The organism is Aeromonas sp. 600774, assembly GCF_049175075.1.
Classification (GTDB): domain Bacteria; phylum Pseudomonadota; class Gammaproteobacteria; order Enterobacterales; family Aeromonadaceae; genus Aeromonas; species Aeromonas veronii_A.
Genome location: NZ_JAAKUJ010000023.1, coordinates 16086 through 36567, shown reverse-complemented (window position 1 = coordinate 36567; position 20482 = coordinate 16086). Strand labels below are relative to the sequence as shown.

Genomic DNA, 20482 nt, shown 5'->3' with positions numbered 1-20482 from the left:
GAAGCTGGCTCATCAGTTCGGCGTGTTCCGCCGTGCTGGTAGGGGCGCATTATAGGGAGCCGCGCCGGGATGACAAGGGCTTTTTGCAAAAATGCGCTCGTTTGCTGAAAAAGCGAACTGAACGCCCCAAAACAACCCCTTGGCATCTCTTTTTACGCCGCTTTTTTGCTCAACTCTTCGCTTTGTGCCCGGATATAGTTGACCCAGCTGGTTGCCTTCTGCTGCCAGTTATCCTGTTGCTGCAGCTCACGGGCCAGTTCCAGCGCCTGGGCATACTGCTCCTTATTAAGGTGTGCCTGCACCAGCAACGCTTTGGCGCGATTGCCTTGCTCGCCCTTCACCGACTTGATGGCGGCAAGCTGGGTCATGGCAGCATCAGTCTTGCCCTGTTGCAGCAGCAGTTCGGCGGCGCGCATGGCGGCTTTGGGCTGACCGTGCTGGTTGGCGAGCTGCTGCCAGCTATCGACCGCTTGTGACCACTCCCGGGCACCTTCCCACAATTGGGCCAGCAGTTGGCGATTTTCAGCACTTTGCTTCATCTGTCCCTTGGCCATGGCCGCTTCCAGCAGACGGGCACCACGATAAGGCAACCCTTGCCAGGCATAGAGGCGGATCAGCTGGTTGCGGGCTGACGCGTCATCCATCAGTTTTCTGTCGATGGCAGTCTGCAGCAGCGCCAACGCCTGATCCCCACGTTTGGCGGAGAGGTTGAGCGATACCGCCTGTTGCCACCACTTACTCTCTGTCGGCTCATGACGGATCAGCTCGGCCGCCTGATCGGCCGCCACGCCATAACGTTGCTGGGCGGTGAGGGCGGAGAGACGAATGATGGCGGCCTGTTTCTGCCAACCCTTCTTCAACAACTGTTCGCTCTGGCTGGCGGCGTCACCGTACTGTTTGTTGTGGTAATAGAGGCCAGCCAGACGCAGGCGCAGTGCATCGTCTTGCTTGAGCGCCAGTGCCGCCTTGTAGCTGGCGATGGCACCAGACCAGTTGGATTGCTGGGCCTGAATATCGCCGCGCAGTCGCAGCAGCTGAAGCTGTTGTTGCTCGGGCCACTCTTTATAGGAAAGGGCCTGTTCGACGTAGCGGCTCGCTTGGGCGGTCTGTTGCAGATTGGCCGCCAGCGAGGCTTGCAGCTGCGCCAGCCAGGCACGCTCGGCATCGCTATTTGGCTTGAGGCCGGATGCCTTGCTCTGGGCTTGTTGCCACTGGCCAGACTGATAGAGCTTCATCACGGGTTCAAGCTGACGGGAGAAGTGAGGGCTGACCTCCATCGCCAGACAGGCTTGGCCAACCAGGGCCAGCAGACAGATCCAGATCCGCAACATAGTTATGACTCCAGTTTGAATTTGAGCGTGATGACTTGCACCAGCTTGTCGGTGGCACCCGGTCTCGGCTGATAGCGCCACTTATTGATCGCCTGAATGGCCGCCCGCTCGAACTGACGCTTGGGTTTGGCCTCGACCACTTCCACATCCTGCACGCCACCTTCGGCATTCACGCTAAAGCGCAGGGTGACGAAACCTTCGATCCCTGACTGTTGGGCACGATAGGGGTAGACCGGCTCGATCCGTTGCAGCGGCATCAGCATGTCACCTGCGCCGATACCCGCTCCCTGCTGCTGGCCGTGGTAGTTGCCACTCAATACCGGTGCGGTACTGGTCGCCACACCGGGGGCATATACCTGCACCGCGCTGAGGCTGGAGACCAGATCCAGACTCGGCTCAACAGCCGCCAAAGGGGCTGCAGCGGGCATCGGCAGCGGTGTCGAGGCCAATGCCGCAGGAGGCTCTGGCAGAGGTTCAGGCTCCTGCGGTACCGGACGCTCGCGCACCAGCACTTCGGTCACCTCGTTCTGCATATTGATGACGATGGGCTTCTGTTCGCTCGCCACCTTCTCGCCCCGGGGCGGTTCAACCAGCGTGGCCATGAACAGCAGGATACCCAGACTGAGTGCAACCCCCAGCCCTAGGCTCATCAGCTTGTATTTCATTTCGGCGCCACCGCCACGGCGATATTGGCGATACCCGCCGCCTTGGCCTCATCCATCACCCGCACCACCTTGCCGTGGGGCACCCGCTCGTCGGCCTGGATCACCAGACTGGCATCGGGTTGCTCCGCCAGCAGACGGGCGATGGTGGCCTGTACCCGCTCCACATCGATCTGCTTGCGGTCGAGGAAGATCTGACCCTGAGCCCCGATCGCCAGCATGATGCTGGAGGATTTCTGCGCCTTGGCCTGACTGGCCTGGGGTCTGTGCACCTCGAGCCCGGCTTCGCGCACAAAGGAGGTGGTGACAATAAAGAAGATCAGCATGATAAACACGATATCCAGCATGGGGGTCATGTCGATCTGCACTTCGTCACGCTGGCGTTTGGATTGCCGTCTCATTGCATTACCTTCTCTTCTCGCAGGCCGTCCCGGGTTTTGGCCAGCGCACGCTTGGCCTGACTCTCGAGCCGACTGAGTAACAACACGCCGGAGAGCGCCACCACCATGCCTGCCATGGTGGGGATGGTGGCGCGGGAGATCCCGCCCGCCATGCTCTCCGGGTTAAAGCGGTTGGCCGCAGCCAACGCATCGAATACGCCGATCATGCCGGTCACAGTGCCCAGCAACCCCAGCATGGGGCAGAGCACCACCAGGGTGCGGATGAAGATCAGATGACGGTTCAGTTCCAGCTCTGCCTGCGCCAGCCAGCGGCTGCGGATCGCCCGGGCGTACCAGCTGTGGCGCTCGCTGCGGGCTTGCCAGCGGCCGAGCAGCTGTTGCTGCAGCGGGCCGAAACCCAGATTGAGGTAGAGCAGCCGCTCGATCATCAAAATCCACATCAGCACCAGCAGGGCCAGAATGACCCAGAGCACCGGGCCGCCACGGCCCATGAAACTCTGCAGCTGTTGCCAGATGTCGAGCATCATGCTGCTCGCTCCATCCCGCCGTTATTGCTCTCGGCGCGCTCGGCCAGAATGCCGGCTACCTGCTGCTCCAGCACATTGGAAAGCTCGGTGAAGCGCGATTGCAGCAGGCTGTGGGCCAGGATCAGCGGAATGGCCGCAACCAGACCCTGTACCGTGGTAACCAGCGCCATGGAGATGCCGCCCGCCATGATCTTGGGATCGCCGGTGCCAAACTGGGTGATGGCCTGGAAGGTGCCGATCATCCCGGTTACGGTACCGAGCAGACCCAGCATGGGGGCGATGGCCGCGATCACCTTGACCATGCCGATGCCGCGCTCCATGCGAGGAGTCTCCTGCAGGATCGCCTCATCAAGACGCAGCTCGAGGGTCTCCATGCTCAGCTCGGGGTGTTTGTCCGCCACCGTCAGCACCCGGCCGAGGGCGTTGTCGGCGTGATACTCGCCGCTCTTGAGCTGGCGGCGCACCCGACCCAGTTCGCGGGAGAGGCTCCACAGCCGTACCGCCGCAATTCCCAAACCGATGGCTGCCAGCAGCACGATAATGGCGCCGACCTGACCACCTTGCTGTACCTGCTGCCAGAAGGTGGGCGCCTGTGCCAGCATCGCCAGCAGAGTGCCATGAGAAGGATCCAGCGGCAGCGCTTCCCCTTCCTGACCCTGATAAGCCGCAACGGCAGAGAGCACACTACCGGGCAGACCCAGTACCGGGCTCAAGCCTTCGGCGGTTGGTTGCAGGAAGCCTGCGCTCCCCAGCAGGGCAAAGCTGCCAACCCGGGTCAATGGCTGCTCGCTGGCAGCCCCCTGGGCATCAAGCACCTTGCCGTTGAACCGGGCAATCCGGCCAGATTCACGGATCTCTTGCAGCAGCGTGGCGGGTAGCAGGGCGAGGGCGGCGCGATCCGGCACCTGTTTATCCTGTGCCATGGCTTTCAACGGGGCGAGACGCTCCGGGTACTGCCCCTCGACGGCGGATTCGCTCAGCAGCTTGACCGCATCGCTGGCACCCTGACGGGTGACCGCGAAGATCTCGTTCATGTCGCCGGAGGCTTGCTCCCACTGGGCGTTAAGCTCGACCAGCTGCTTCTCGTTGCTGGCAAACTGGCTGGCCAGCTCCTTGCTCAGGCGCTGGGCCTCGGCCAATTTGGCGCGGGCAGTGCCGAGCTCCTTGGCAACGGTCGCCAGATCTTTCTGAGCCTGCTGTTCGCGAGCCTGTTCCTGCTGCTGCCACTCATCGGCGACAGCGGCGTTGGCACCGCAGGAGAGGGCAATAAGGAGGGGGAACCACTTCATGGTGACTCTCATGATTGGGCCTCCTGACTACGGCTGACAGAGAGGGGGACATTGAGCAACTGGGGAACTTTCTTGTCGGCGGCCACATCCATCGCCTCGGCGATAGGGGAGAGCCACTGGCTGTCGAGGGCTTGCCACTGCTTCGCCTCGGCAGACCAGCGCCATGCCTGACTGCGATCGGCAGTCATCGCCAGCAGGGAAACCCGACCCAGCGCCAGCACATCAACCCGACGCGGTGCACCATCCAGCTCCAGCTCGGCGGAATAGCTGTCCATCCTGCTGCCGTACTCGGCTTCGATCTGATAGGCCTGCAGCAGCTGACGGAATTTCTCTGCCTCGCTCACGTCCGCACGGGCCAGGGTCGCTTTCAACTGTTCAACCCGCGCTAAACGATCTTCCTTGCGCAGCGGGATGTCGTTTTGCACCAGCTGTTCCAGATCTGCCTGCATCTGCAGCATCAGCGGGATCAAGCCCTGACGGGTCTCTTGCACCGCTTCCAACTGCTGGCTCAATTTACCCAGCTCATTTTGCTGATCGGCCACCAGAGATTGCATGTAGCGGTTGTAGGCTTCGAGGTCACGCAGTTGCAGCTGGGCATTTTGCAGCTCCAGTCGTGCGGCAACGGCGGCATCGGCGGCTTTTTCCACCCGCTGCTGGGAGGCTTTCCCGGCAGCGATGCTGTTCTTGAGAGCGGGAGCAACCAGCTCATCCCCAATGGCAGCAAAGTGGACTGACAGTGGCAGCAGGGCCACACCCCATAATTTGTTCATTGAAATACATCTTACTAATGATAACTATTATCATTATCTCAAATACAGGGCGGACTGGCAACGAGAGGATTTTCTTGGCCTTTATGCACAAAAACAGGATAATTTTTAAACACGCACGGAATAAGTGGCTCCAATAGCCACCGACAAATATAAATAACGAGAAAAATCTTTTCGATCAGTGTGATAGAGATCGAAAAAGGAGAAAGTCATGCTCAACGATGCGATCTGGGAACATATCGACAAGTTCACCAAGGCAACAAAAACCAGCGATATCCAGCAACAGCTGGAGCGCTTCAGTCATCAAATGGGCTTTGATTACTTCCGGCTGCTGATTATTTTCCCCATCACCATGCAAAAATCCCATGTGGCGCTGTTTAACAACTGTCCGACCAGCTGGTTTGACGCCTATAGCGAAAACCAGTATCTGACCCAGGATCCGGTGGTCTATCTGGGGCTGAAACAGACCCAGCCCATCTTCTGGAACAAACTCGACTGCGACTCGCCCTGGCTACCCAGCGCCAGTCGGGAGGTGATGAACCTGGCGGCCGATTTCGGTGTACGCAATGGAGTCTCATTTCCGCTGCACACCCCGCAGGGGGAGCACGGTATCCTCTCATTCATCACCAAGGACAAATCCAACTCAGACCTGATGTTTGAAAACGTGCCGCTGCTGTCGTTCTGCGCAAGCTACATCTTCAACTCTGCGCTGCAACTGATCAAAAGCAGACCGGATATGATGAAATACCTGACCGAACTGTCGGATCGGGAGAAGGAGTGCCTGTTCTGGGCAAGCGAGGGCAAGACCTCCTGGGAGATCGCTACCATACTCGGCATCAGTGAGCGGACGGTCAACTTTCACCTGACCCAGGTGACCAACAAGACCGACTCGAAGAACCGCAGTCAGGCCATCGCCAAAGGGATCACCAGCGGCATCATTGTGCCCTCCCTCGACGAGGTCACCATCACCAACCTGCGGCTGTCGTAACCCCTCAGCCGAAACAAAAAGAGCCGCAATTGCGGCTCTTTTTCATTTGAGAGAGTGACTTACTCGACCGTCACCGATTTTGCCAGGTTGCGCGGCTGGTCGACGTCAGTGCCCTTGATCAGGGCAACGTGATAGGAGAGCAGCTGCAGCGGCACGGTATAGACGATGGGGGCGATCACCTCTTCCACATGGTTGAGGTTCATGACCCGCATGGTCTCGTCGCTCTTGAAGCCGGTATCGGCATCGGCGAACACATAGAGGATACCGCCACGTGCACGAACCTCTTCCACGTTGGACTTGAGCTTCTCCAGCAGATCGTTGTTCGGCGCCACCACAATGATGGGCATCTCGGCATCGATCAGCGCCAGCGGGCCGTGCTTCAGCTCGCCAGCGGCATAGGCTTCGGCGTGGATGTAGGAGATCTCTTTGAGCTTGAGCGCCCCCTCCATGGCGATGGGGTACTGGCTGCCGCGGCCGAGGAACAGGCTGTGCTGCTTGTCGGCAAACTCTTCGGCCAGGGTTTCGATATCCTTGGCCAGCGCCAGACTCTCTTTAATACGCAGCGGCAGGGCTTGCAGCGCCTTGACCAGTTCAGCCTCGGCGGCCGCGCTAAGGTGGCCACGGCAGTGACCGACCGAGGCCACCAGCATCAGCAGGCCAGCCAACTGGGTGGTGAACGCCTTGGTGGAGGCCACACCAATCTCTGCCCCCGCGCGGGTCATAAAGGCCAGATCCGATTCACGCACCAGCGAGGAGCCCGGCACGTTGCAGATAGCCAGCGAGCTCATGTAGCCGGATTCCTTGGCCAGACGCAGCGCCGCCAGGGTATCGGCGGTCTCGCCACTCTGGGAGAGGGTCACCAGCAGGCTGTTGGGACGCACTACCGATTTGCGATAGCGGAACTCGGAGGCAATCTCCACATCGCAGGAGACGCCGGCGATCTCTTCGAACCAGTAGCGAGCCACCATGCCGGAGTGGTAGGAGGTGCCGCAGGCAACGATCTGCACGTGCTCGACCTTGTCAAAGATGGCGCGCGCGCCGTTGCCGAACGATTCGACCACCACGTGATCGCTGCCCAGACGCCCTTCCAGGGTGTTGGTGATCGCTTTGGGTTGCTCGTGGATCTCTTTGAGCATGTAGTGGCGGTATTCACCCTTGTCACCGGCATCGTGGGAGAGTTCGGACTCCTGCTCTTCACGCACCACGGCGTTGCCGTTGGTATCGAAGATATGCACGTCACGGCGGGTCACTTCGGCCACATCACCCTCTTCCAGGAAGATGAAACGACGGGTCACCGGCAGCAGCGCCATCTGGTCGGAGGCGATAAAGTTCTCGCCGATACCGCGGCCGATCACCAGCGGTGAACCGGAGCGGGCAACCACCACGCGGCTGTCGTCGCGGCTGTCCATCACCACGGTACCGTAGGCACCGCGCAGCTGCTTCACCGCAGTCTGCATGGCGGCCAGCAGGCTGCCGGCGCTCTTCAGCTCGTGATGGACCAGATGGGCAATCACTTCGGTATCGGTGTCGGAGCTGAACACATAGCCCAGCGCCTTCAACTCTTCCCGCAGCTCTTCGTGGTTCTCGATGATGCCGTTGTGCACCACCACGATATGCTCGGAAACGTGAGGGTGAGCGTTGCGCTCGGAGGGCTCGCCGTGAGTGGCCCAGCGGGTATGGGCAATACCGGTACCGCCGTGGACGGACTGCTCGTCGAGCGCCTTGGCCAGCTCAGCCACCTTGCCCAGACGGCGAACCCGCTGCAACGGCTGGCTGGCGCTGAACACGGCCACACCAGCGGAGTCATAACCGCGGTACTCCAGACGGCGCAGGCCCTCTACCAGAATTTCAGCCACATCACGTTGGGCGACAGCCCCGACGATGCCACACATACACTTCTCCTTGAGATGCAAATCGTAAAGTCAGTTGGATGGTTCAGAGCTCGATATCAGCAAGTGACCGGGGCGCAGATAAGCGTCACCCCCTGGGCTTGAATCTGTTCTCTGGCCTCGCTGGCCAGCCCCTCGTCGGTCACCAGGGTATGGATACTCGACCAGGGAAGTTCGAGATTGGGGATCTTGCGGCCGATCTTTTCCGATTCGACCATCACAATAACCTCCCGCGACACCTCGGCCATGACGCGCGACAACCCCACCAGCTCGTTGAAGGTGGTGGTGCCACGCTCCGGGTCGATGCCGTCAGCACCGATAAAGAGCTGGTCGAAGTCGTAGGAGCGCAACACCTGTTCCGCCACCTGCCCCTGGAAGGATTCGGAGTGAGGGTCCCAAGTGCCACCGGTCATTAACAGGGTAGGCTCATTTTCCAGCTCGCGCAGGGCACCGGCCACATTGAGGGAGTTGGTCATCACGATGAGGCCGCGCTTGTTGCCCAGCATGGGGATCATGGCGCTGGTGGTGCTGCCGCTGTCGATGATGACGCGGTTGTGATCACGCAGCCGCTCGGCCGCCGCACGGGCAATGGCTAACTTTCGGTTCGAAACTTGTTCTGGGTTGACCTCGACCACCATCTCGCTCGGCAAAGGGACAGCACCACCGTAACGGCGCAGCAGCAGACCGCCGGTCTCCAGTACCGCCAGATCTTTACGGATGGTCACTTCGGAGGTAGAAAAGTGTTTGGCGAGGGCGTCGACACTCACTTCACCCTGCTCTTGTACCAGGGTCACTATGGTGTGTCGGCGTTGTTGAGTATTACGTTTGGTCATTTTTAAGTTTCGATTCGAAAGAACATCGAAATATTAGCCCCTTTTTCGGAAAAATAAAACAGCAAATAGGATCCGGTTTGGTTAGATGCCAGAATGGGGTGCCAATTTGCGACGAGGATGCCATGCAAAAGAGAGTCATCTGGCTGGTGGAGGATGAGGCCAGCATCGCCGACACCCTGATTTACGCCCTGCAGACCGACGGGTTCGAGGTGGAGTGGTTCATGCTGGGCCAACAGTTGCTGACACGACTGGAACAGACGCGACCCGACTTCCTGATCCTCGATGTGGGGCTGCCCGACATCAGCGGCTTCGAACTCTGCAAGCAGGTGAGGGCGCTGACCGATATCCCCCTGATGTTCCTCACCGCCCGCAGCGAGGAGATAGACCGACTGATCGGGCTGGAGATCGGTGCCGACGACTATGTGGCCAAACCCTTCTCGCCACGGGAAGTGTGTGCCCGGGTGCGGGTCATCCTGCGCCGCAGCCAACCCGTTGCTCCCCAACCCAGCGCCCTGCTGGTGCTGGATGAAGAGCGGGCACGCATCCATTTTCGCGGCCAACCGCTGGCCCTCACCCGCTACGAATATCTGCTGCTCAAGACCTTGATGCAGGCGCCGGGCCGGGTCTACTCCCGCCAACAGCTGATGGATCTGGTTTGGCAGGATGCGGAGGAGAGTCTGGATCGCACCGTCGATACCCATATCAAGACCATCCGCGCCAAGCTGCGCGAACATGATCCCGAGGCCAACCTGATCCTCACCCACCGCGGGCTGGGCTACAGCCTGGAGCTGGCATGAGACTCGGGTTGCAACTACTGTGCGGCCTGCTGCTGATCTTCGCGCTGGCCGCCTGGTTCGTGCTGGAGATCTTCGTCGAGGAGATAAAACCGGGAGTGCGCAGCGCCACCGAGGATACTCTGGTAGACATGACCCAGCTGCTGGCACCGCTGGCGCTCGATGATCTGAAAGAGGGCAATATGATGAACGGGCGGTTGGCCAGCGCCTTCGCCCGCCTCAACCAGAATCCCATCAATGCGATGATCGACGGCCACCTCAAGCAGCAGGCGGAGTACCGCATCTATGTCACTGACCAGAAGGGCATGGTGATTTACGACTCCGACGGCACGGATCTGGGCAAAGACTATTCCCGCTGGAACGATGTCTACCGCACCCTGCGTGGCCAATATGGCGCCCGCAGCACCCGCACCGATCCCGACGATGCCGCCAGCTCGACCATGTATGTGGCGGCGCCCCTGCGGGAAGGGGCCGAGATCATCGGCTCCCTCACCGTCGCCAAACCCAACCGCACCCTAATGCCCGCAATCGAGCGGGGGGAACAGGAGCTACTGCGGGCCGGCGGCCAGATGCTGCTCATCTCGCTGCTGATCGGCAGCCTGCTGGTGTGGTGGCTCAACCGCGCCATCGGCAAGCTGGTGCACTATGCCGACTCGGTCAGCAAGGGGGAGGCGGCACCGCTGCCGCAGTTGCACACCGTCGAGCTGGATCGGCTCGGCCGCTCACTGGAGACCATGCGCCACCAGCTCGATGGCAAAAGCTACATCGAAGCCTATGTTCACAGCCTGACCCACGAGCTGAAGAGCCCGCTGGCCGCCATTCGCGGGGCAGGGGAGATTTTGGCCGAAACGCCGCCCCCCGAAGTTGCCAAACGCTTTATCGGCAACATCAATCTGGAAACCGCCCGCATGCAGCAGCTGATCGAGCGAATGCTGCAACTGGCGCGGCTGGAGTCGGGGCAGGGGCTGGATCGCCAGTCGGTGGAACCGGCAAAACTGGGCAAGCGCACCCTCGACGCCCGCCAGATCATCGCACAGCGCCGTCAGGTCGAGTTGGTGGCCGAGCTGGCCAGCGCGCCGAAACAGAAGTGGGATCCGCTGCTGGTGGAGCAGGCCATCGGCAACCTGCTGGATAACGCCATCGACTTCTCTCCCGCCTACGGGCTGGTCACCCTGAGTGGCAGCCAGCAGGAGGAGGGCTACTGTTTTCGGGTCACCGACTGCGGCCCCGGCATCCCCGACTACGCATTGCCACGCATCTTCGAGCGCTTCTACTCCCTGCCACGACCGGACAAGGGCAAGAGCAGTGGTCTGGGGCTCAGCTTCGCCCATGAGGTTGCCCACCAGCATGGCGGCCGTCTGACCCTGAGCAACCGGCCGGAAGGGGGCGCGCTGGCGGAACTCTGGCTGCCGTTCGCCTAGCCCCCCGCAACTTCACATTCCCCACACAAAGCGGCATTAGACTGCCGCTTTCTCTCATCCATTTGCTCAAGGAAATGCTATGTCCCGCCTGCTTCTCTCCAGCCTGCTGGCTGCCGGTCTGCTCGCAGCCCAGCCTGCCTCCGCCGCCAGCGGCTGCTTTCTCTATGCTGACGGCAACGGCCAGACCCTCTCCAGCGAAGGGGACTGCTCCAGCCAGCTGCCGCCCGCGTCCACCTTCAAGATCCCGCTGGCGCTGATGGGTTACGACAGTGGCTATCTGGTGGATGAAGAGCATCCGGCACTGCCCTACAAACCGAGCTATGACGGCTGGCTGCCCGCCTGGCGTGAAACCACCACCCCGCGCCGCTGGGAAACCTACTCGGTGGTCTGGTTCTCCCAGCAGATCACCGAATGGCTGGGGATGGAGCGCTTCCAGCAATATGTCGACCGCTTCGACTACGGCAATCGGGATCTCTCCGGCAATCCGGGCAAACATGACGGCCTGACCCAGGCTTGGCTCAGCTCCAGCCTCGCCATCAGTCCGGAGGAGCAGGCCCGCTTCCTCGGCAAAATGGTGAGCGGCAAGCTTCCGGTCTCGGCGCAGACCCTGCAGTACACCGCCAATATCCTCAAGGTGAGCGAGATCGACGGCTGGCAGATCCACGGCAAGACCGGCATGGGCTACCCGAAGAAGCTGGATGGCAGCCTCAACCGCGATCAGCAGATCGGCTGGTTCGTCGGCTGGGCCAGCAAACCGGGAAAGCAGCTCATTTTCGTCCATACCGTGGTGCAAAAGCCCGGCAAGCAGTTCGCCTCCCTCAAGGCGAAAGAGGAGGTGCTGGCCGCATTGCCCGGGAAGCTGAAGACCCTGTAATTCCTTCAGAAACCGGCGCAATGCCGGTTTTTTTCTCCCCCTTCACCACCACTTCACACAAGCCCATCAACACTTCACGTCCGGCCGGCAGGCTCGCTCCATACAACAAGGAGACGTGTCATGGTCAAACAGATATTTACCCACAAGATCTTTCTGCTGCTGTTGCTCAGCCTGCTGTTGATGGTGCCGGTGCAATCCATCATAGAACTGAACCGGGAGCGTCAGGCTTACCGCAGTCAGGCTATTCACAGCATCATGGCCAGCAGCAGCGGCCCGCAACGGCTGATGGGGCCTATACTGGTGCAGCCCTATACCCGCTCGGTGATGGTCGAACAGGAGGGCAAGCGATTCGTCCGTCAGGAGCAGATCTACCGCTACCTGCTTCCGGAGCAACTGGATATCAAGGCTAACATGGAGGTCACCCCGCGCAAGCTGGGCATTTATCAGGCGCAGGTCTATCAGACCCGCCTCACCCTCTCGGGCCGCCTGCCCACCCGACAGAGTCTGCTGAATGACGCGACCTCACCGCTTGATGAAACGGCCGAGCTGGTGGCGGGCAAACCCTACCTGAGTCTGGTGCTCTCCGATGCCCGCGGCATCAACAGCGTCCCCGAATTACTACTCGGCACCCAGCGGATTCCGTTTGCCCCCGGCGCCCGCCTCGGTGACATGCTGGCAGGTATCCATGCCCCGCTCGACAGCCTGCCGCAACAGGATGGCACCTTCCATCTGGAGCTCAATCTGCAGGGGATGAATACCCTCGACATAGTGCCGCTGGGCAAGGAGAGCACTCTGCTGCTGGCAGGCAACTGGCCCCATCCCAACTTTATCGGCGACTTTCTGCCGGGCAATCGCACCCTGAGCCCACAAGGGTTTGAGGCCAACTGGCAAACCAGCTGGTTCGCCAGCGACATGGAGACCCGCTTAAACCGGATGATGAACGGGGGCGATAGCCATCTCTCCACCTTCAGCGTCAGTCTGGTGCAACCGGTGGATCACTATCAGCTCAACGAGCGGGCGGCCAAATATGCCCTGCTGTTTATCGGCCTCACCTTTATCAGCTTCTTTATGTTCGAGCTGCTCAAGGGGCTGCGGGTTCACCCGATCCAGTACGCGCTGGTAGGCATGGGGCTGGCCATCTTCTATCTGGTGCTACTGGCCCTGACCGAACACCTCGGCTTTGGCTGGGCCTATCTGGTGGCCGCGCTGGCCAGCGTGCTGCTCAACGGCTTCTACCTCAGCCATGTGCTGGGCGGCCCGAAGCAGGGGATCGGCTTTGCTGCGCTGCTCGGGCTGGTCTATGCCATTCTCTACAGCCTGCTGCAGGCCGAAGAGATCGCTCTGCTGCTCGGCGCCCTGCTGCTGTTCGCCACCCTGGCGCTGATCATGCTGCTGACCCGCAAGCTCGACTGGTATCAGGTGATGGATTACAGCACACCCGCCACCACATGGGCGGCCCCCCAGCCATCGACCAGTGACCTCAGCCATAAGTCATAAGCCAAAAAAACCGGCGCCATCAGGCGCCGGTTCTATTTTATTGATCGGGCATCACTTCTTCTTGACCGGGCGAGCCCAGTTCTTGATGTGGCGCTGGGGCACCCGAGTGATCACCAGCTCGTTCTCGGCCACATCCTTAGTGATGGTAGAACCCGCCCCCAGAGTCGCCCCCTTACCGATGCGCACTGGCGCCACCAGCTGGGTATCGGAACCGACGAACACATCATCCTCGATGATGGTCTGGAATTTGTTGACCCCGTCGTAGTTGCAGGTGATGGTACCGGCACCGATATTCACCCCAGCTCCGATCTCGGCATCACCCAGATAGGTCAAATGACCGCACTTGGAACCGACACCAAGACGGGCCTTCTTCATCTCGACGAAATTGCCGACGTGAGCATCCTGCTCCAGAACCGCGCCAGGACGCAGACGGGCAAACGGGCCGACCGAACACTGATCCGCCACCTGAGCCCCTTCGACGATGGAGTAGGGCTTCACTTCGGTGTGATCGCCAATGACGCAATTCTTCAGCACGGCACCGGCACCGATACGGACGTGGTTACCGAGGGTTACCTTGCCTTCGATGATGACGTTGACGTCGATCACCACCTCTTCACCGATCTCGAGGGTTCCGCGCAGATCGAAGCGGGCCGGGTCGATCAGGGTGGCACCGGCGATCATCAGCTTCTCGGCCTGCATCTGCTGGTAGCTGCGCTCAAGTTGAGCCAATTGAACTCGATTATTAGCCCCTTCCACTTCAGCGGCACGCTCCGGATGAACGGCGGCAATCGGGCAATTATCGCCGTGAGCCATGGCGATCACGTCGGTCAGGTAGAATTCGCCCTGGGCATTCTTGTTGTCCAGACGGGATAGCCAGCTGCGCAGCTGACCGCCGTTGGCCACCAGCACGCCGGTGTTCACCTCACGAATGGCCAGCTGTTCGGCATTGGCATCCTTCTGCTCGACGATGCCGACTACCTGACCATTTTCACGGACGATACGGCCATAGCCGGTAGGGTTGTCCAGTACCACGGTCAGCAGTGCCATACCGTTTTCAGCCTTGGCAACCAGCAGTCGCTGCAGGGTCTCTGGCTGGATCAGCGGGGTATCGCCGTAGAGCACCAGCACGTCGTCTTCATCCTTCCAAAACGGGATGGCTTGGGCGACGGCGTGACCAGTCCCCAGCTGTTGCGCCTGCAGCACCCAGTTCACATCGGCCGCCACGATCCGCTCTTTCAGCAGTTCGGCACCGTGGCCATAGACCAGATGCAGCTGCTCGGCACCAACCTGACGGGCAGTATCGATCACATGGGAAACCATGGGTTTGTTGGCTACCGGGTGGAGTACCTTGGGCAGGGAAGAACGCATGCGGGTACCTTTACCCGCCGCCAGGATCACGACGTTGAGGGACATAAATTGACCTTTGGAACATGAGGAAATACTCGGCGGAGTCTATCCAACGGGTAAAAAAAAAGCGACCCGAAGGTCGCTTTTTACATCACCGTTATTAGCGGTAATTCTTTTTGACGATATCGATGACTCGCAGTTGAGCCATCGCCTTGGCCAGCTCGGTGGCGGCCTGGGCGTAGTCGATATCACCATGGGAGCTGTGGATCCGCTCTTCGGCTGCGCGCTTGGCTTCTTGGGCTTTCGCCTCATCCAAGTCGTCAGCACGAATCGCGGTGTCCGCCAGCACGGTCACGGATTCAGGCTGTACTTCCAGCATACCGCCGGAGATGTACAGCACCTCTTCAGTTCCGTTCTGCTTCACCAAGCGGACCAGGCCCGGCTTGATGGCAGTCAGCAACGGAGCATGACCGTGGCGGAGACCCAACTCACCTTCGGAGCCTGATACCTGAGCAGTTTGCACGCGACCGGAAAACAGTTTTCCTTCGGCGCTCACCACGTCCAGGTGAAAGGAGATCATCTCTGCCATGGGCCCTCCTGTCGAGGCTTACAGTTTCTTGGATTTCTCGACGACTTCGTCGATACCGCCAACCATGTAGAACGCCTGCTCGGGCAGATCGTCATACTCGCCTTTCAGGATGCCCTGGAAACCACGAATGGTCTCTTTCAGCGGCACGTATTTACCCGGAGAACCGGTAAACACTTCTGCTACGAAGAACGGCTGGGACAAGAAACGCTCGATCTTACGGGCACGGGCTACGGTCAGTTTGTCTTCTTCTGACAGTTCATCCATACCCAGGATGGCGATGATGTCCTTCAGCTCTTTGTAGCGCTGCAGTACGGTTTGAACGCCACGAGCAGTCTCGTAGTGCTCTTTGCCAACAACCAGCGGATCCAGCTGACGAGAGGTAGAGTCCAGCGGGTCAACGGCCGGGTAGATACCCAGTGCCGCGATTTGACGGGACAGTACGACGGTCGCATCCAGGTGGGCGAAGGTGGTCGCCGGAGACGGGTCAGTCAAGTCATCCGCAGGCACGTAAACGGCCTGTACGGAGGTGATGGAACCGGTCTTGGTGGAGGTGATACGTTCTTGCAGAACACCCATCTCCTCGGCCAGAGTCGGCTGGTAACCTACTGCGGAAGGCATACGGCCCAGCAGTGCGGATACTTCGGTACCGGCCAGGGTGTAACGATAGATGTTGTCCACGAAGAACAGCACGTCACGACCTTCGTCACGGAACTTCTCGGCCATGGTCAGGCCGGTCAGCGCAACGCGCAGACGGTTTCCGGGCGGCTCGTTCATCTGACCGTAAACCAGAGATACTTTGTCCAGTACGTTGGACTCCATCATCTCGTGGTAGAAGTCGTTACCCTCACGGGTACGCTCACCTACACCGGCGAATACAGAGTAACCACTGTGCTCGATCGCGATGTTACGGATCAGCTCCATCATGTTTACGGTTTTGCCTACACCGGCACCACCGAACAGACCAACTTTACCCCCCTTGGCGAACGGGCATACCAAGTCGATAACCTTGATGCCGGTCTCCAGCAGCTCGGTGCTGTTGGACTGATCTTCGTAGCTGGGGGCTTCACGGTGGATTGACCAGCTCTCTTCTTCACCGATCGGGCCTTTCTCGTCGATTGGCTCGCCTAGTACGTTCATGATCCGACCCAGTGTCGCAGTACCGACCGGAACCTGGATGGATTTACCGCTATTCATTACTTCCAACCCACGACGCAGACCGTCGGAGGAACCCATGGTGATGCAACGAACGACGCCGCCACCGATCTGTTGCTGAACTTCCAGCACCAGACCCTGGCCTTGACCTTCGCTAACGACCTTCAGTGCATCGTACACCTGGGGCACGGCATTCTGCGGGAACTCGATGTCCACTACAGCGCCGATGATTTGGACGATGAAACCGTTACTCATGTCAAATCCTCTAAACCTTTGATAACCCTTGCCTTACACCGCAGCAGCACCGGATACGATCTCTGTCAGCTCCTGGGTAATACTGGCCTGACGGGCCTTGTTGTATACCAGTTGCAGATCGTTAATCAGGTTACCGGCGTTGTCAGTCGCGGCTTGCATGGCAACCATTCGGGCTGCCTGTTCACTGGCCAAGTTTTCCACTACACCCTGGTAGACCTGAGATTCGACATAGCGAACCAGCAGGGTATCCAGCAGCTTCTTGGGATCCGGCTCATAGAGGTAATCCCAGTGGTGTTTCTTGGCGAGCTTGCTGTCTTCAGTTACGGGCAAAGGCAGCAGTTGATCGACCCGTGGTTGCTGCACCATGGTGTTGACGAACTTGTTGTACACCAGATACAGCTTGTCAATCTCACCGTTGTCGTAAGCCTTCAGCATGACCTTGACTGAACCAATCAGGTCATTGACGCTCGGGTTATCGCCCAGTCCTGCGACATGAGCTTTCACCTTGGCGCCGTGCCGTTCAAAGAAGTTGGAGGCTTTGTTGCCGATCAGAGCCAGGTCAACCTTGGCACCTTTCGCGCTCCATTGCTTCATATCATTGAGGGCAGCCTTGAACAGGTTGATGTTCAGACCACCACACAGGCCACGGTCGGTGGAGACGACGATGTAACCCACTCGCTTGACCTCACGTTCGATGAGGTAGGGGTGTTTGTATTCCAGGTTCCCCTGAGCGATATGGCCGATCACCTTGCGCATGGTTTCAGCGTACGGACGGCTGGCAGACATGCGATCCTGCGCACGGCGCATCTTGCTTGCTGCCACCATTTCCATAGCGCTGGTGATCTTTTGAGTGTTTTTAACACTCCCGATCTTGTTACGTATCTCTTTTGCGCCGGCCATCTCTTCTCTCCATCAGGTGGCAGCTTGCGCTGCCACACTCGCTTACCAGGTCTGGGTTGCCTTGAAGTCATCCAGCAACGCAGTCAGCTTGCCAACGATCGCGTCGTTGTAGTCAGCCTTGGCATTGATTTCAGCCATCAGCTCAGCATGCTGGGTATCGGCGAAAGAGAGCAGAGCGGCTTCGAAGTCGAGGATCTTGCTCAACTCGACATCAGAGAGATAGCCTTTTTCCGCGGCGAACAGCACCAGAGACTGGTGAGCCACGCTCATCGGAGAGTACTGCTTCTGTTTCATCAGCTCGGTCACTTTCTGACCGTGGTCCAGCTGCTTGCGAGTTGCATCGTCCAGGTCGGAAGAGAACTGGGCAAAGGCAGCAAGTTCGCGATACTGGGCCAGCGCGGTACGGATACCACCGGACAGCTTCTTGACGATCTTGGTCTGGGCGGCACCACCCACACGGGATACGGAGATACCCGGATCAACCGCAGGACGAATACCGGCGTTGAAAGACTGGGAAGTCAGGAAGATCTGACCATCGGTGATGGAGATCACGTTGGTCGGAACGAACGCGGATACGTCGCCCGCCTGGGTTTCGATGATCGGCAGCGCGGTCAGAGAACCGGTTTTGCCCTTCACTTCACCCTTGGTGAACTTCTCTACGTACTCGTCGTTGACGCGAGCTGCACGCTCCAGCAGACGGGAGTGCAGATAGAATACGTCGCCCGGGAATGCTTCACGTCCTGGCGGACGGCGCAGCAGCAGGGAGATCTGACGATATGCAACGGCCTGCTTGGACAGGTCATCATAAATGATCAGGGCATCTTCACCGCGGTCACGGAAGTACTCACCCATGGAGCAACCTGAATACGGAGCCAGGTATTGCAGGGCAGCCGCTTCGGAAGCAGAGGCAACCACTACTATGGTGTTGGCCAGAGCACCGTGCTCTTCCAGCTTGCGCACCACGTTGGCGATGGTGGAGGCCTTCTGGCCAATCGCAACGTAGACACACTTAATGCCGGAATCTTTCTGGTTGATGATGGTGTCGATCGCAATGGCAGTTTTACCTACCTGGCGGTCACCGATGATCAGCTCACGCTGGCCACGACCGATAGGGATCATGGAGTCGATGGCTTTCAGACCGGTCTGGACAGGCTGGTCAACAGACTTACGCTCGATAACGCCCGGGGCAATCACTTCTACCGGAGAGAAGCCATCGTGCTCGACCGGACCTTTACCGTCGATAGGCTGACCCAGGGTGTTGACCACCCGGCCCAGCAGACCACGACCGACCGGCACTTCCAGAATGCGGCCAGTACCTTTTACTTTCATCCCTTCGGCCAGATCGGCATAGGGACCCATCACTACGGCACCAACGGAGTCACGCTCCAGGTTCAATGCCAGAGCGTAGCGGTTGCCCGGCAGCTCGATCATCTCACCCTGCATGGCATCGGCCAGGCCGTGGATACGAATGATACCGTCACTCACGGAGACGATGGTACCTTCGTTACGCGCTTCGCTCTTTACATCAAACTGCGCAATGCGCTGCTTGATCAGCTCGGCGATTTCAGTGGAATTCAGTTGCATGCTCTAATACCCCAATCAAGATTGCAGCGCGTCAGCCATGCGATCCAGCTTGCCGCGGACAGTTCCGTCGATAACCAGATCACCGGCCTTGATGAGCACCCCGGCCATCAAGGACGCGTCGATGCTGCAATTCAGCTTCACTTTGCGCGCGAGACGTTGTTCCAGAGAAGCCTGAATATTGGCTTTCTGCTGGTCGGTCAGTGCAATCGCCGAAATCACGTCAGCCTGAACTTCTTTGTCCAGTTCAGACTTGAACACCACAAATTCGGCAACGACCGCCGGCAGCACACCCAAGCGACCATTCTCTGCCATTACCCGGATCAGGTTCTGGCCATGCTCGTCGAGTTGCTCCCCGCAGATGCTGACAAACAGTTTTGCCAGCTCGTCGGCAGCCACAGAGCCGTTAACCAGGGAGTGGATGGTCTCGTTCTTCACTACTTCCGCAGCGAAGCTGAGCATCCCCAGCCACTGATCAACCGCCTTGTGCTCAACGGCAAACTCGAAAGCAGCCTTGGCGTAGGGGCGAGCGATTGTAGTCAGTTCAGACATAGCCCCGTTCCCGTTACAGTTCAGCTACCAGTTTGTCGACGATGTCGCTGTTGGCAGCCTGGTCGATTTGGCGCGCCAGGATCTTCTCTGCACCCGCAATGGCAAGAGCAGCAACCTGCTTGCGCAGTTCCTCTTTGGCACGATGACGTTCAGCTTCAATCTCGGCACGGCCTTGAGCCAGGATTTTTTCCCGCTCAGCCTGAGCACCGACAGTTGCCTCATCAATGATCTGGGCCTTGCGTTTGTTGGCCTGTTCAATGATTTCAGCAGCCTGCAGCTTGGCTTCTTTCAGCTGATCGACGGCGTTGGCCTTGGCCAAATCCAGATCTTTCTTGGCTCGTTCGGCAGAAGAGAGACCGTCAGCAATAGCTTTCTGACGGGCTTCGATGGCAGCAATCAGCGGCGGCCATACGTACTTCATGCAAAACACTACGAAGAAGAAAAAAGCAATTGCTTGGCCGAGGAGGGTGGCATTGATATTCACAGCCGATGTCCTCTTAAGTTAGTTAATGGGTTATGTCTGGAGAGTCGTAACGACTTAGCCAGCAACCGCAAACATCACGTACAGACCCAGACCAACGGCGATCATCGGGATCGCATCCACCAGACCCATTACGATGAAGAACTGGGTACGCAGAACAGGGATCAGATCCGGTTGACGAGCAGCACCTTCCAGGAACTTGCCACCCAGGATACCGATACCGATGGAAGCGCCGATAGCAGCCAGACCCATCATCATTGCAGCAGCGATGTACAGCAGGTCCATGTTCAAGTTTTCCATGAGGATCTCCAGTTATTTAGATGTAATTGATTGTATAAAAAGGATTATTTGA

General features: G+C 59.1%; 21 protein-coding genes. 5 read left to right on the top strand and 16 right to left on the bottom strand.

Features of this window, described 5'->3' with window-relative positions:
- Positions 1-152: 152 nt before the first annotated feature.
- Genes G5171_RS19950 through G5171_RS19925 form a run of 6 tightly spaced genes read right to left on the bottom strand, consistent with a single transcriptional unit; the run spans position 153 to position 4980 of the window.
- A complete protein-coding gene (locus G5171_RS19950) occupies positions 153-1331 on the bottom strand; it encodes a hypothetical protein (protein ID WP_421251604.1) in 1179 nt (392 codons plus the stop codon).
- 2 nt (positions 1332-1333) lie between these two features.
- The gene (locus G5171_RS19945) at positions 1334-1996 is read right to left on the bottom strand and encodes a TonB family protein (protein ID WP_421251605.1); all 663 of its coding nucleotides are present in this window, start codon (positions 1994-1996) and stop codon (positions 1334-1336) included.
- On the bottom strand, positions 1993-2394 hold the full coding sequence (locus G5171_RS19940; protein WP_005339369.1) for an ExbD/TolR family protein: 402 nt from the start codon (positions 2392-2394) through the stop codon (positions 1993-1995). Before G5171_RS19940 ends, G5171_RS19945 begins: the two co-directional genes overlap by 4 nt.
- Positions 2391-2921, bottom strand: a complete 531-nt coding sequence (locus G5171_RS19935) for a MotA/TolQ/ExbB proton channel family protein (RefSeq protein ID WP_005342370.1) — start codon at positions 2919-2921, stop codon at positions 2391-2393. Before G5171_RS19935 ends, G5171_RS19940 begins: the two co-directional genes overlap by 4 nt.
- Positions 2918-4222, bottom strand: a complete 1305-nt coding sequence (locus G5171_RS19930) for a MotA/TolQ/ExbB proton channel family protein (protein WP_421251606.1) — start codon at positions 4220-4222, stop codon at positions 2918-2920. The genes G5171_RS19935 and G5171_RS19930 overlap by 4 nt, the downstream gene beginning before the upstream one ends.
- Positions 4219-4980: a DUF3450 domain-containing protein gene (locus G5171_RS19925; RefSeq protein ID WP_005357258.1), complete on the bottom strand. Its 762-nt coding sequence runs from the start codon at positions 4978-4980 to the stop codon at positions 4219-4221. Before G5171_RS19925 ends, G5171_RS19930 begins: the two co-directional genes overlap by 4 nt.
- A gap of 208 nt (positions 4981-5188) precedes the next feature.
- Here G5171_RS19925 and G5171_RS19920 point away from each other — a divergent pair, with 208 nt between their 5' ends.
- A complete protein-coding gene (locus tag G5171_RS19920; protein ID WP_005342366.1) occupies positions 5189-5965 on the top strand; it encodes a helix-turn-helix transcriptional regulator in 777 nt (258 codons plus the stop codon).
- A gap of 59 nt (positions 5966-6024) precedes the next feature.
- Here G5171_RS19920 and glmS read toward each other — a convergent pair whose 3' ends face one another.
- Both glmS and G5171_RS19910 read right to left on the bottom strand, forming a co-directional pair.
- Positions 6025-7857, bottom strand: coding sequence for a glutamine--fructose-6-phosphate transaminase (isomerizing) (glmS, locus tag G5171_RS19915; RefSeq protein ID WP_323911196.1), 1833 nt, complete (start codon positions 7855-7857; stop codon positions 6025-6027).
- Between the two features lie 56 nt (positions 7858-7913).
- The gene (locus G5171_RS19910; RefSeq protein ID WP_005355851.1) at positions 7914-8687 is read right to left on the bottom strand and encodes a DeoR/GlpR family DNA-binding transcription regulator; all 774 of its coding nucleotides are present in this window, start codon (positions 8685-8687) and stop codon (positions 7914-7916) included.
- A 122-nt stretch (positions 8688-8809) separates the two neighbouring features.
- On the opposite strand from G5171_RS19910, the gene blrA reads away from it, so the two are divergent.
- The 4 genes from blrA to creD all read left to right on the top strand — a co-directional run bounded on the left by blrA (position 8810) and on the right by creD (position 13273).
- Positions 8810-9484: a beta-lactam response regulator transcription factor BlrA gene (gene blrA, locus G5171_RS19905; protein WP_033138557.1), complete on the top strand. Its 675-nt coding sequence runs from the start codon at positions 8810-8812 to the stop codon at positions 9482-9484.
- Positions 9481-10902, top strand: a complete 1422-nt coding sequence (gene blrB, locus G5171_RS19900; protein WP_421260638.1) for a beta-lactam sensor histidine kinase BlrB — start codon at positions 9481-9483, stop codon at positions 10900-10902. Before blrA ends, blrB begins: the two co-directional genes overlap by 4 nt.
- 79 nt (positions 10903-10981) lie before the next feature.
- The gene (blaOXA, locus tag G5171_RS19895) at positions 10982-11776 is read left to right on the top strand and encodes an OXA-12 family class D beta-lactamase (RefSeq protein ID WP_421260637.1); all 795 of its coding nucleotides are present in this window, start codon (positions 10982-10984) and stop codon (positions 11774-11776) included.
- Between the two features lie 120 nt (positions 11777-11896).
- The gene (gene creD / locus G5171_RS19890; protein WP_421260636.1) at positions 11897-13273 is read left to right on the top strand and encodes a cell envelope integrity protein CreD; all 1377 of its coding nucleotides are present in this window, start codon (positions 11897-11899) and stop codon (positions 13271-13273) included.
- Positions 13274-13324: 51 nt separating this feature from the next.
- Here the strand turns inward: creD and glmU are convergent, their stop codons facing one another.
- The 8 genes from glmU to atpE all read right to left on the bottom strand — a co-directional run bounded on the left by glmU (position 13325) and on the right by atpE (position 20430).
- Complete coding sequence (glmU, locus tag G5171_RS19885) at positions 13325-14686, bottom strand: bifunctional UDP-N-acetylglucosamine diphosphorylase/glucosamine-1-phosphate N-acetyltransferase GlmU (RefSeq protein WP_421251608.1); 1362 nt, start codon at positions 14684-14686, stop codon at positions 13325-13327.
- Positions 14687-14780: 94 nt separating this feature from the next.
- Positions 14781-15209: a F0F1 ATP synthase subunit epsilon gene (locus tag G5171_RS19880; RefSeq protein WP_005342354.1), complete on the bottom strand. Its 429-nt coding sequence runs from the start codon at positions 15207-15209 to the stop codon at positions 14781-14783.
- 18 nt (positions 15210-15227) lie between these two features.
- A complete protein-coding gene (gene atpD, locus G5171_RS19875) occupies positions 15228-16616 on the bottom strand; it encodes a F0F1 ATP synthase subunit beta (RefSeq protein ID WP_026455856.1) in 1389 nt (462 codons plus the stop codon).
- Positions 16617-16649: 33 nt separating this feature from the next.
- Positions 16650-17516 (bottom strand): F0F1 ATP synthase subunit gamma, encoded by an 867-nt coding sequence (atpG, locus tag G5171_RS19870; protein WP_041210471.1) that lies wholly within the window; start codon positions 17514-17516, stop codon positions 16650-16652.
- Between the two features lie 42 nt (positions 17517-17558).
- Positions 17559-19100: a F0F1 ATP synthase subunit alpha gene (gene atpA / locus G5171_RS19865; protein ID WP_216952485.1), complete on the bottom strand. Its 1542-nt coding sequence runs from the start codon at positions 19098-19100 to the stop codon at positions 17559-17561.
- 15 nt (positions 19101-19115) lie between these two features.
- Entirely contained in the window at positions 19116-19649 is a 534-nt protein-coding gene (gene atpH / locus G5171_RS19860) for a F0F1 ATP synthase subunit delta (protein WP_204480539.1), read from the bottom strand.
- A gap of 13 nt (positions 19650-19662) precedes the next feature.
- Positions 19663-20133 (bottom strand): F0F1 ATP synthase subunit B, encoded by a 471-nt coding sequence (atpF, locus tag G5171_RS19855; RefSeq protein ID WP_421251609.1) that lies wholly within the window; start codon positions 20131-20133, stop codon positions 19663-19665.
- Positions 20134-20187: 54 nt separating this feature from the next.
- Positions 20188-20430 (bottom strand): F0F1 ATP synthase subunit C, encoded by a 243-nt coding sequence (gene atpE, locus G5171_RS19850; RefSeq protein WP_005307205.1) that lies wholly within the window; start codon positions 20428-20430, stop codon positions 20188-20190.
- Positions 20431-20482 lie beyond the last annotated feature (52 nt).

Excerpts from the sequence above, each read along its gene's own strand:
- G5171_RS19920 (WP_005342366.1), top strand. The coding sequence starts at position 5,189 with ATGCTCAACGATGCGATCTGGGAACATATCGACAAGTTCACCAAGGCA.
- atpG (WP_041210471.1), bottom strand. The coding sequence starts at position 17,516 with ATGGCCGGCGCAAAAGAGATACGTAACAAGATCGGGAGTGTTAAAAAC.
- G5171_RS19925 (WP_005357258.1), bottom strand. The coding sequence starts at position 4,980 with ATGAACAAATTATGGGGTGTGGCCCTGCTGCCACTGTCAGTCCACTTT.
- atpA (WP_216952485.1), bottom strand. The coding sequence starts at position 19,100 with ATGCAACTGAATTCCACTGAAATCGCCGAGCTGATCAAGCAGCGCATT.
- G5171_RS19940 (WP_005339369.1), bottom strand. The coding sequence starts at position 2,394 with ATGAGACGGCAATCCAAACGCCAGCGTGACGAAGTGCAGATCGACATG.
- G5171_RS19950 (WP_421251604.1), bottom strand. The coding sequence starts at position 1,331 with ATGTTGCGGATCTGGATCTGTCTGCTGGCCCTGGTTGGCCAAGCCTGT.
- G5171_RS19945 (WP_421251605.1), bottom strand. The coding sequence starts at position 1,996 with ATGAAATACAAGCTGATGAGCCTAGGGCTGGGGGTTGCACTCAGTCTG.
- blaOXA (WP_421260637.1), top strand. The coding sequence starts at position 10,982 with ATGTCCCGCCTGCTTCTCTCCAGCCTGCTGGCTGCCGGTCTGCTCGCA.
- creD (WP_421260636.1), top strand. The coding sequence starts at position 11,897 with ATGGTCAAACAGATATTTACCCACAAGATCTTTCTGCTGCTGTTGCTC.
- blrB (WP_421260638.1), top strand. The coding sequence starts at position 9,481 with ATGAGACTCGGGTTGCAACTACTGTGCGGCCTGCTGCTGATCTTCGCG.
- blrA (WP_033138557.1), top strand. The coding sequence starts at position 8,810 with ATGCAAAAGAGAGTCATCTGGCTGGTGGAGGATGAGGCCAGCATCGCC.
- G5171_RS19935 (WP_005342370.1), bottom strand. The coding sequence starts at position 2,921 with ATGATGCTCGACATCTGGCAACAGCTGCAGAGTTTCATGGGCCGTGGC.
- glmS (WP_323911196.1), bottom strand. The coding sequence starts at position 7,857 with ATGTGTGGCATCGTCGGGGCTGTCGCCCAACGTGATGTGGCTGAAATT.
- atpH (WP_204480539.1), bottom strand. The coding sequence starts at position 19,649 with ATGTCTGAACTGACTACAATCGCTCGCCCCTACGCCAAGGCTGCTTTC.
- atpD (WP_026455856.1), bottom strand. The coding sequence starts at position 16,616 with ATGAGTAACGGTTTCATCGTCCAAATCATCGGCGCTGTAGTGGACATC.
- G5171_RS19930 (WP_421251606.1), bottom strand. The coding sequence starts at position 4,222 with ATGAGAGTCACCATGAAGTGGTTCCCCCTCCTTATTGCCCTCTCCTGC.
- atpE (WP_005307205.1), bottom strand. The coding sequence starts at position 20,430 with ATGGAAAACTTGAACATGGACCTGCTGTACATCGCTGCTGCAATGATG.
- G5171_RS19910 (WP_005355851.1), bottom strand. The coding sequence starts at position 8,687 with ATGACCAAACGTAATACTCAACAACGCCGACACACCATAGTGACCCTG.
- glmU (WP_421251608.1), bottom strand. The coding sequence starts at position 14,686 with ATGTCCCTCAACGTCGTGATCCTGGCGGCGGGTAAAGGTACCCGCATG.
- G5171_RS19880 (WP_005342354.1), bottom strand. The coding sequence starts at position 15,209 with ATGGCAGAGATGATCTCCTTTCACCTGGACGTGGTGAGCGCCGAAGGA.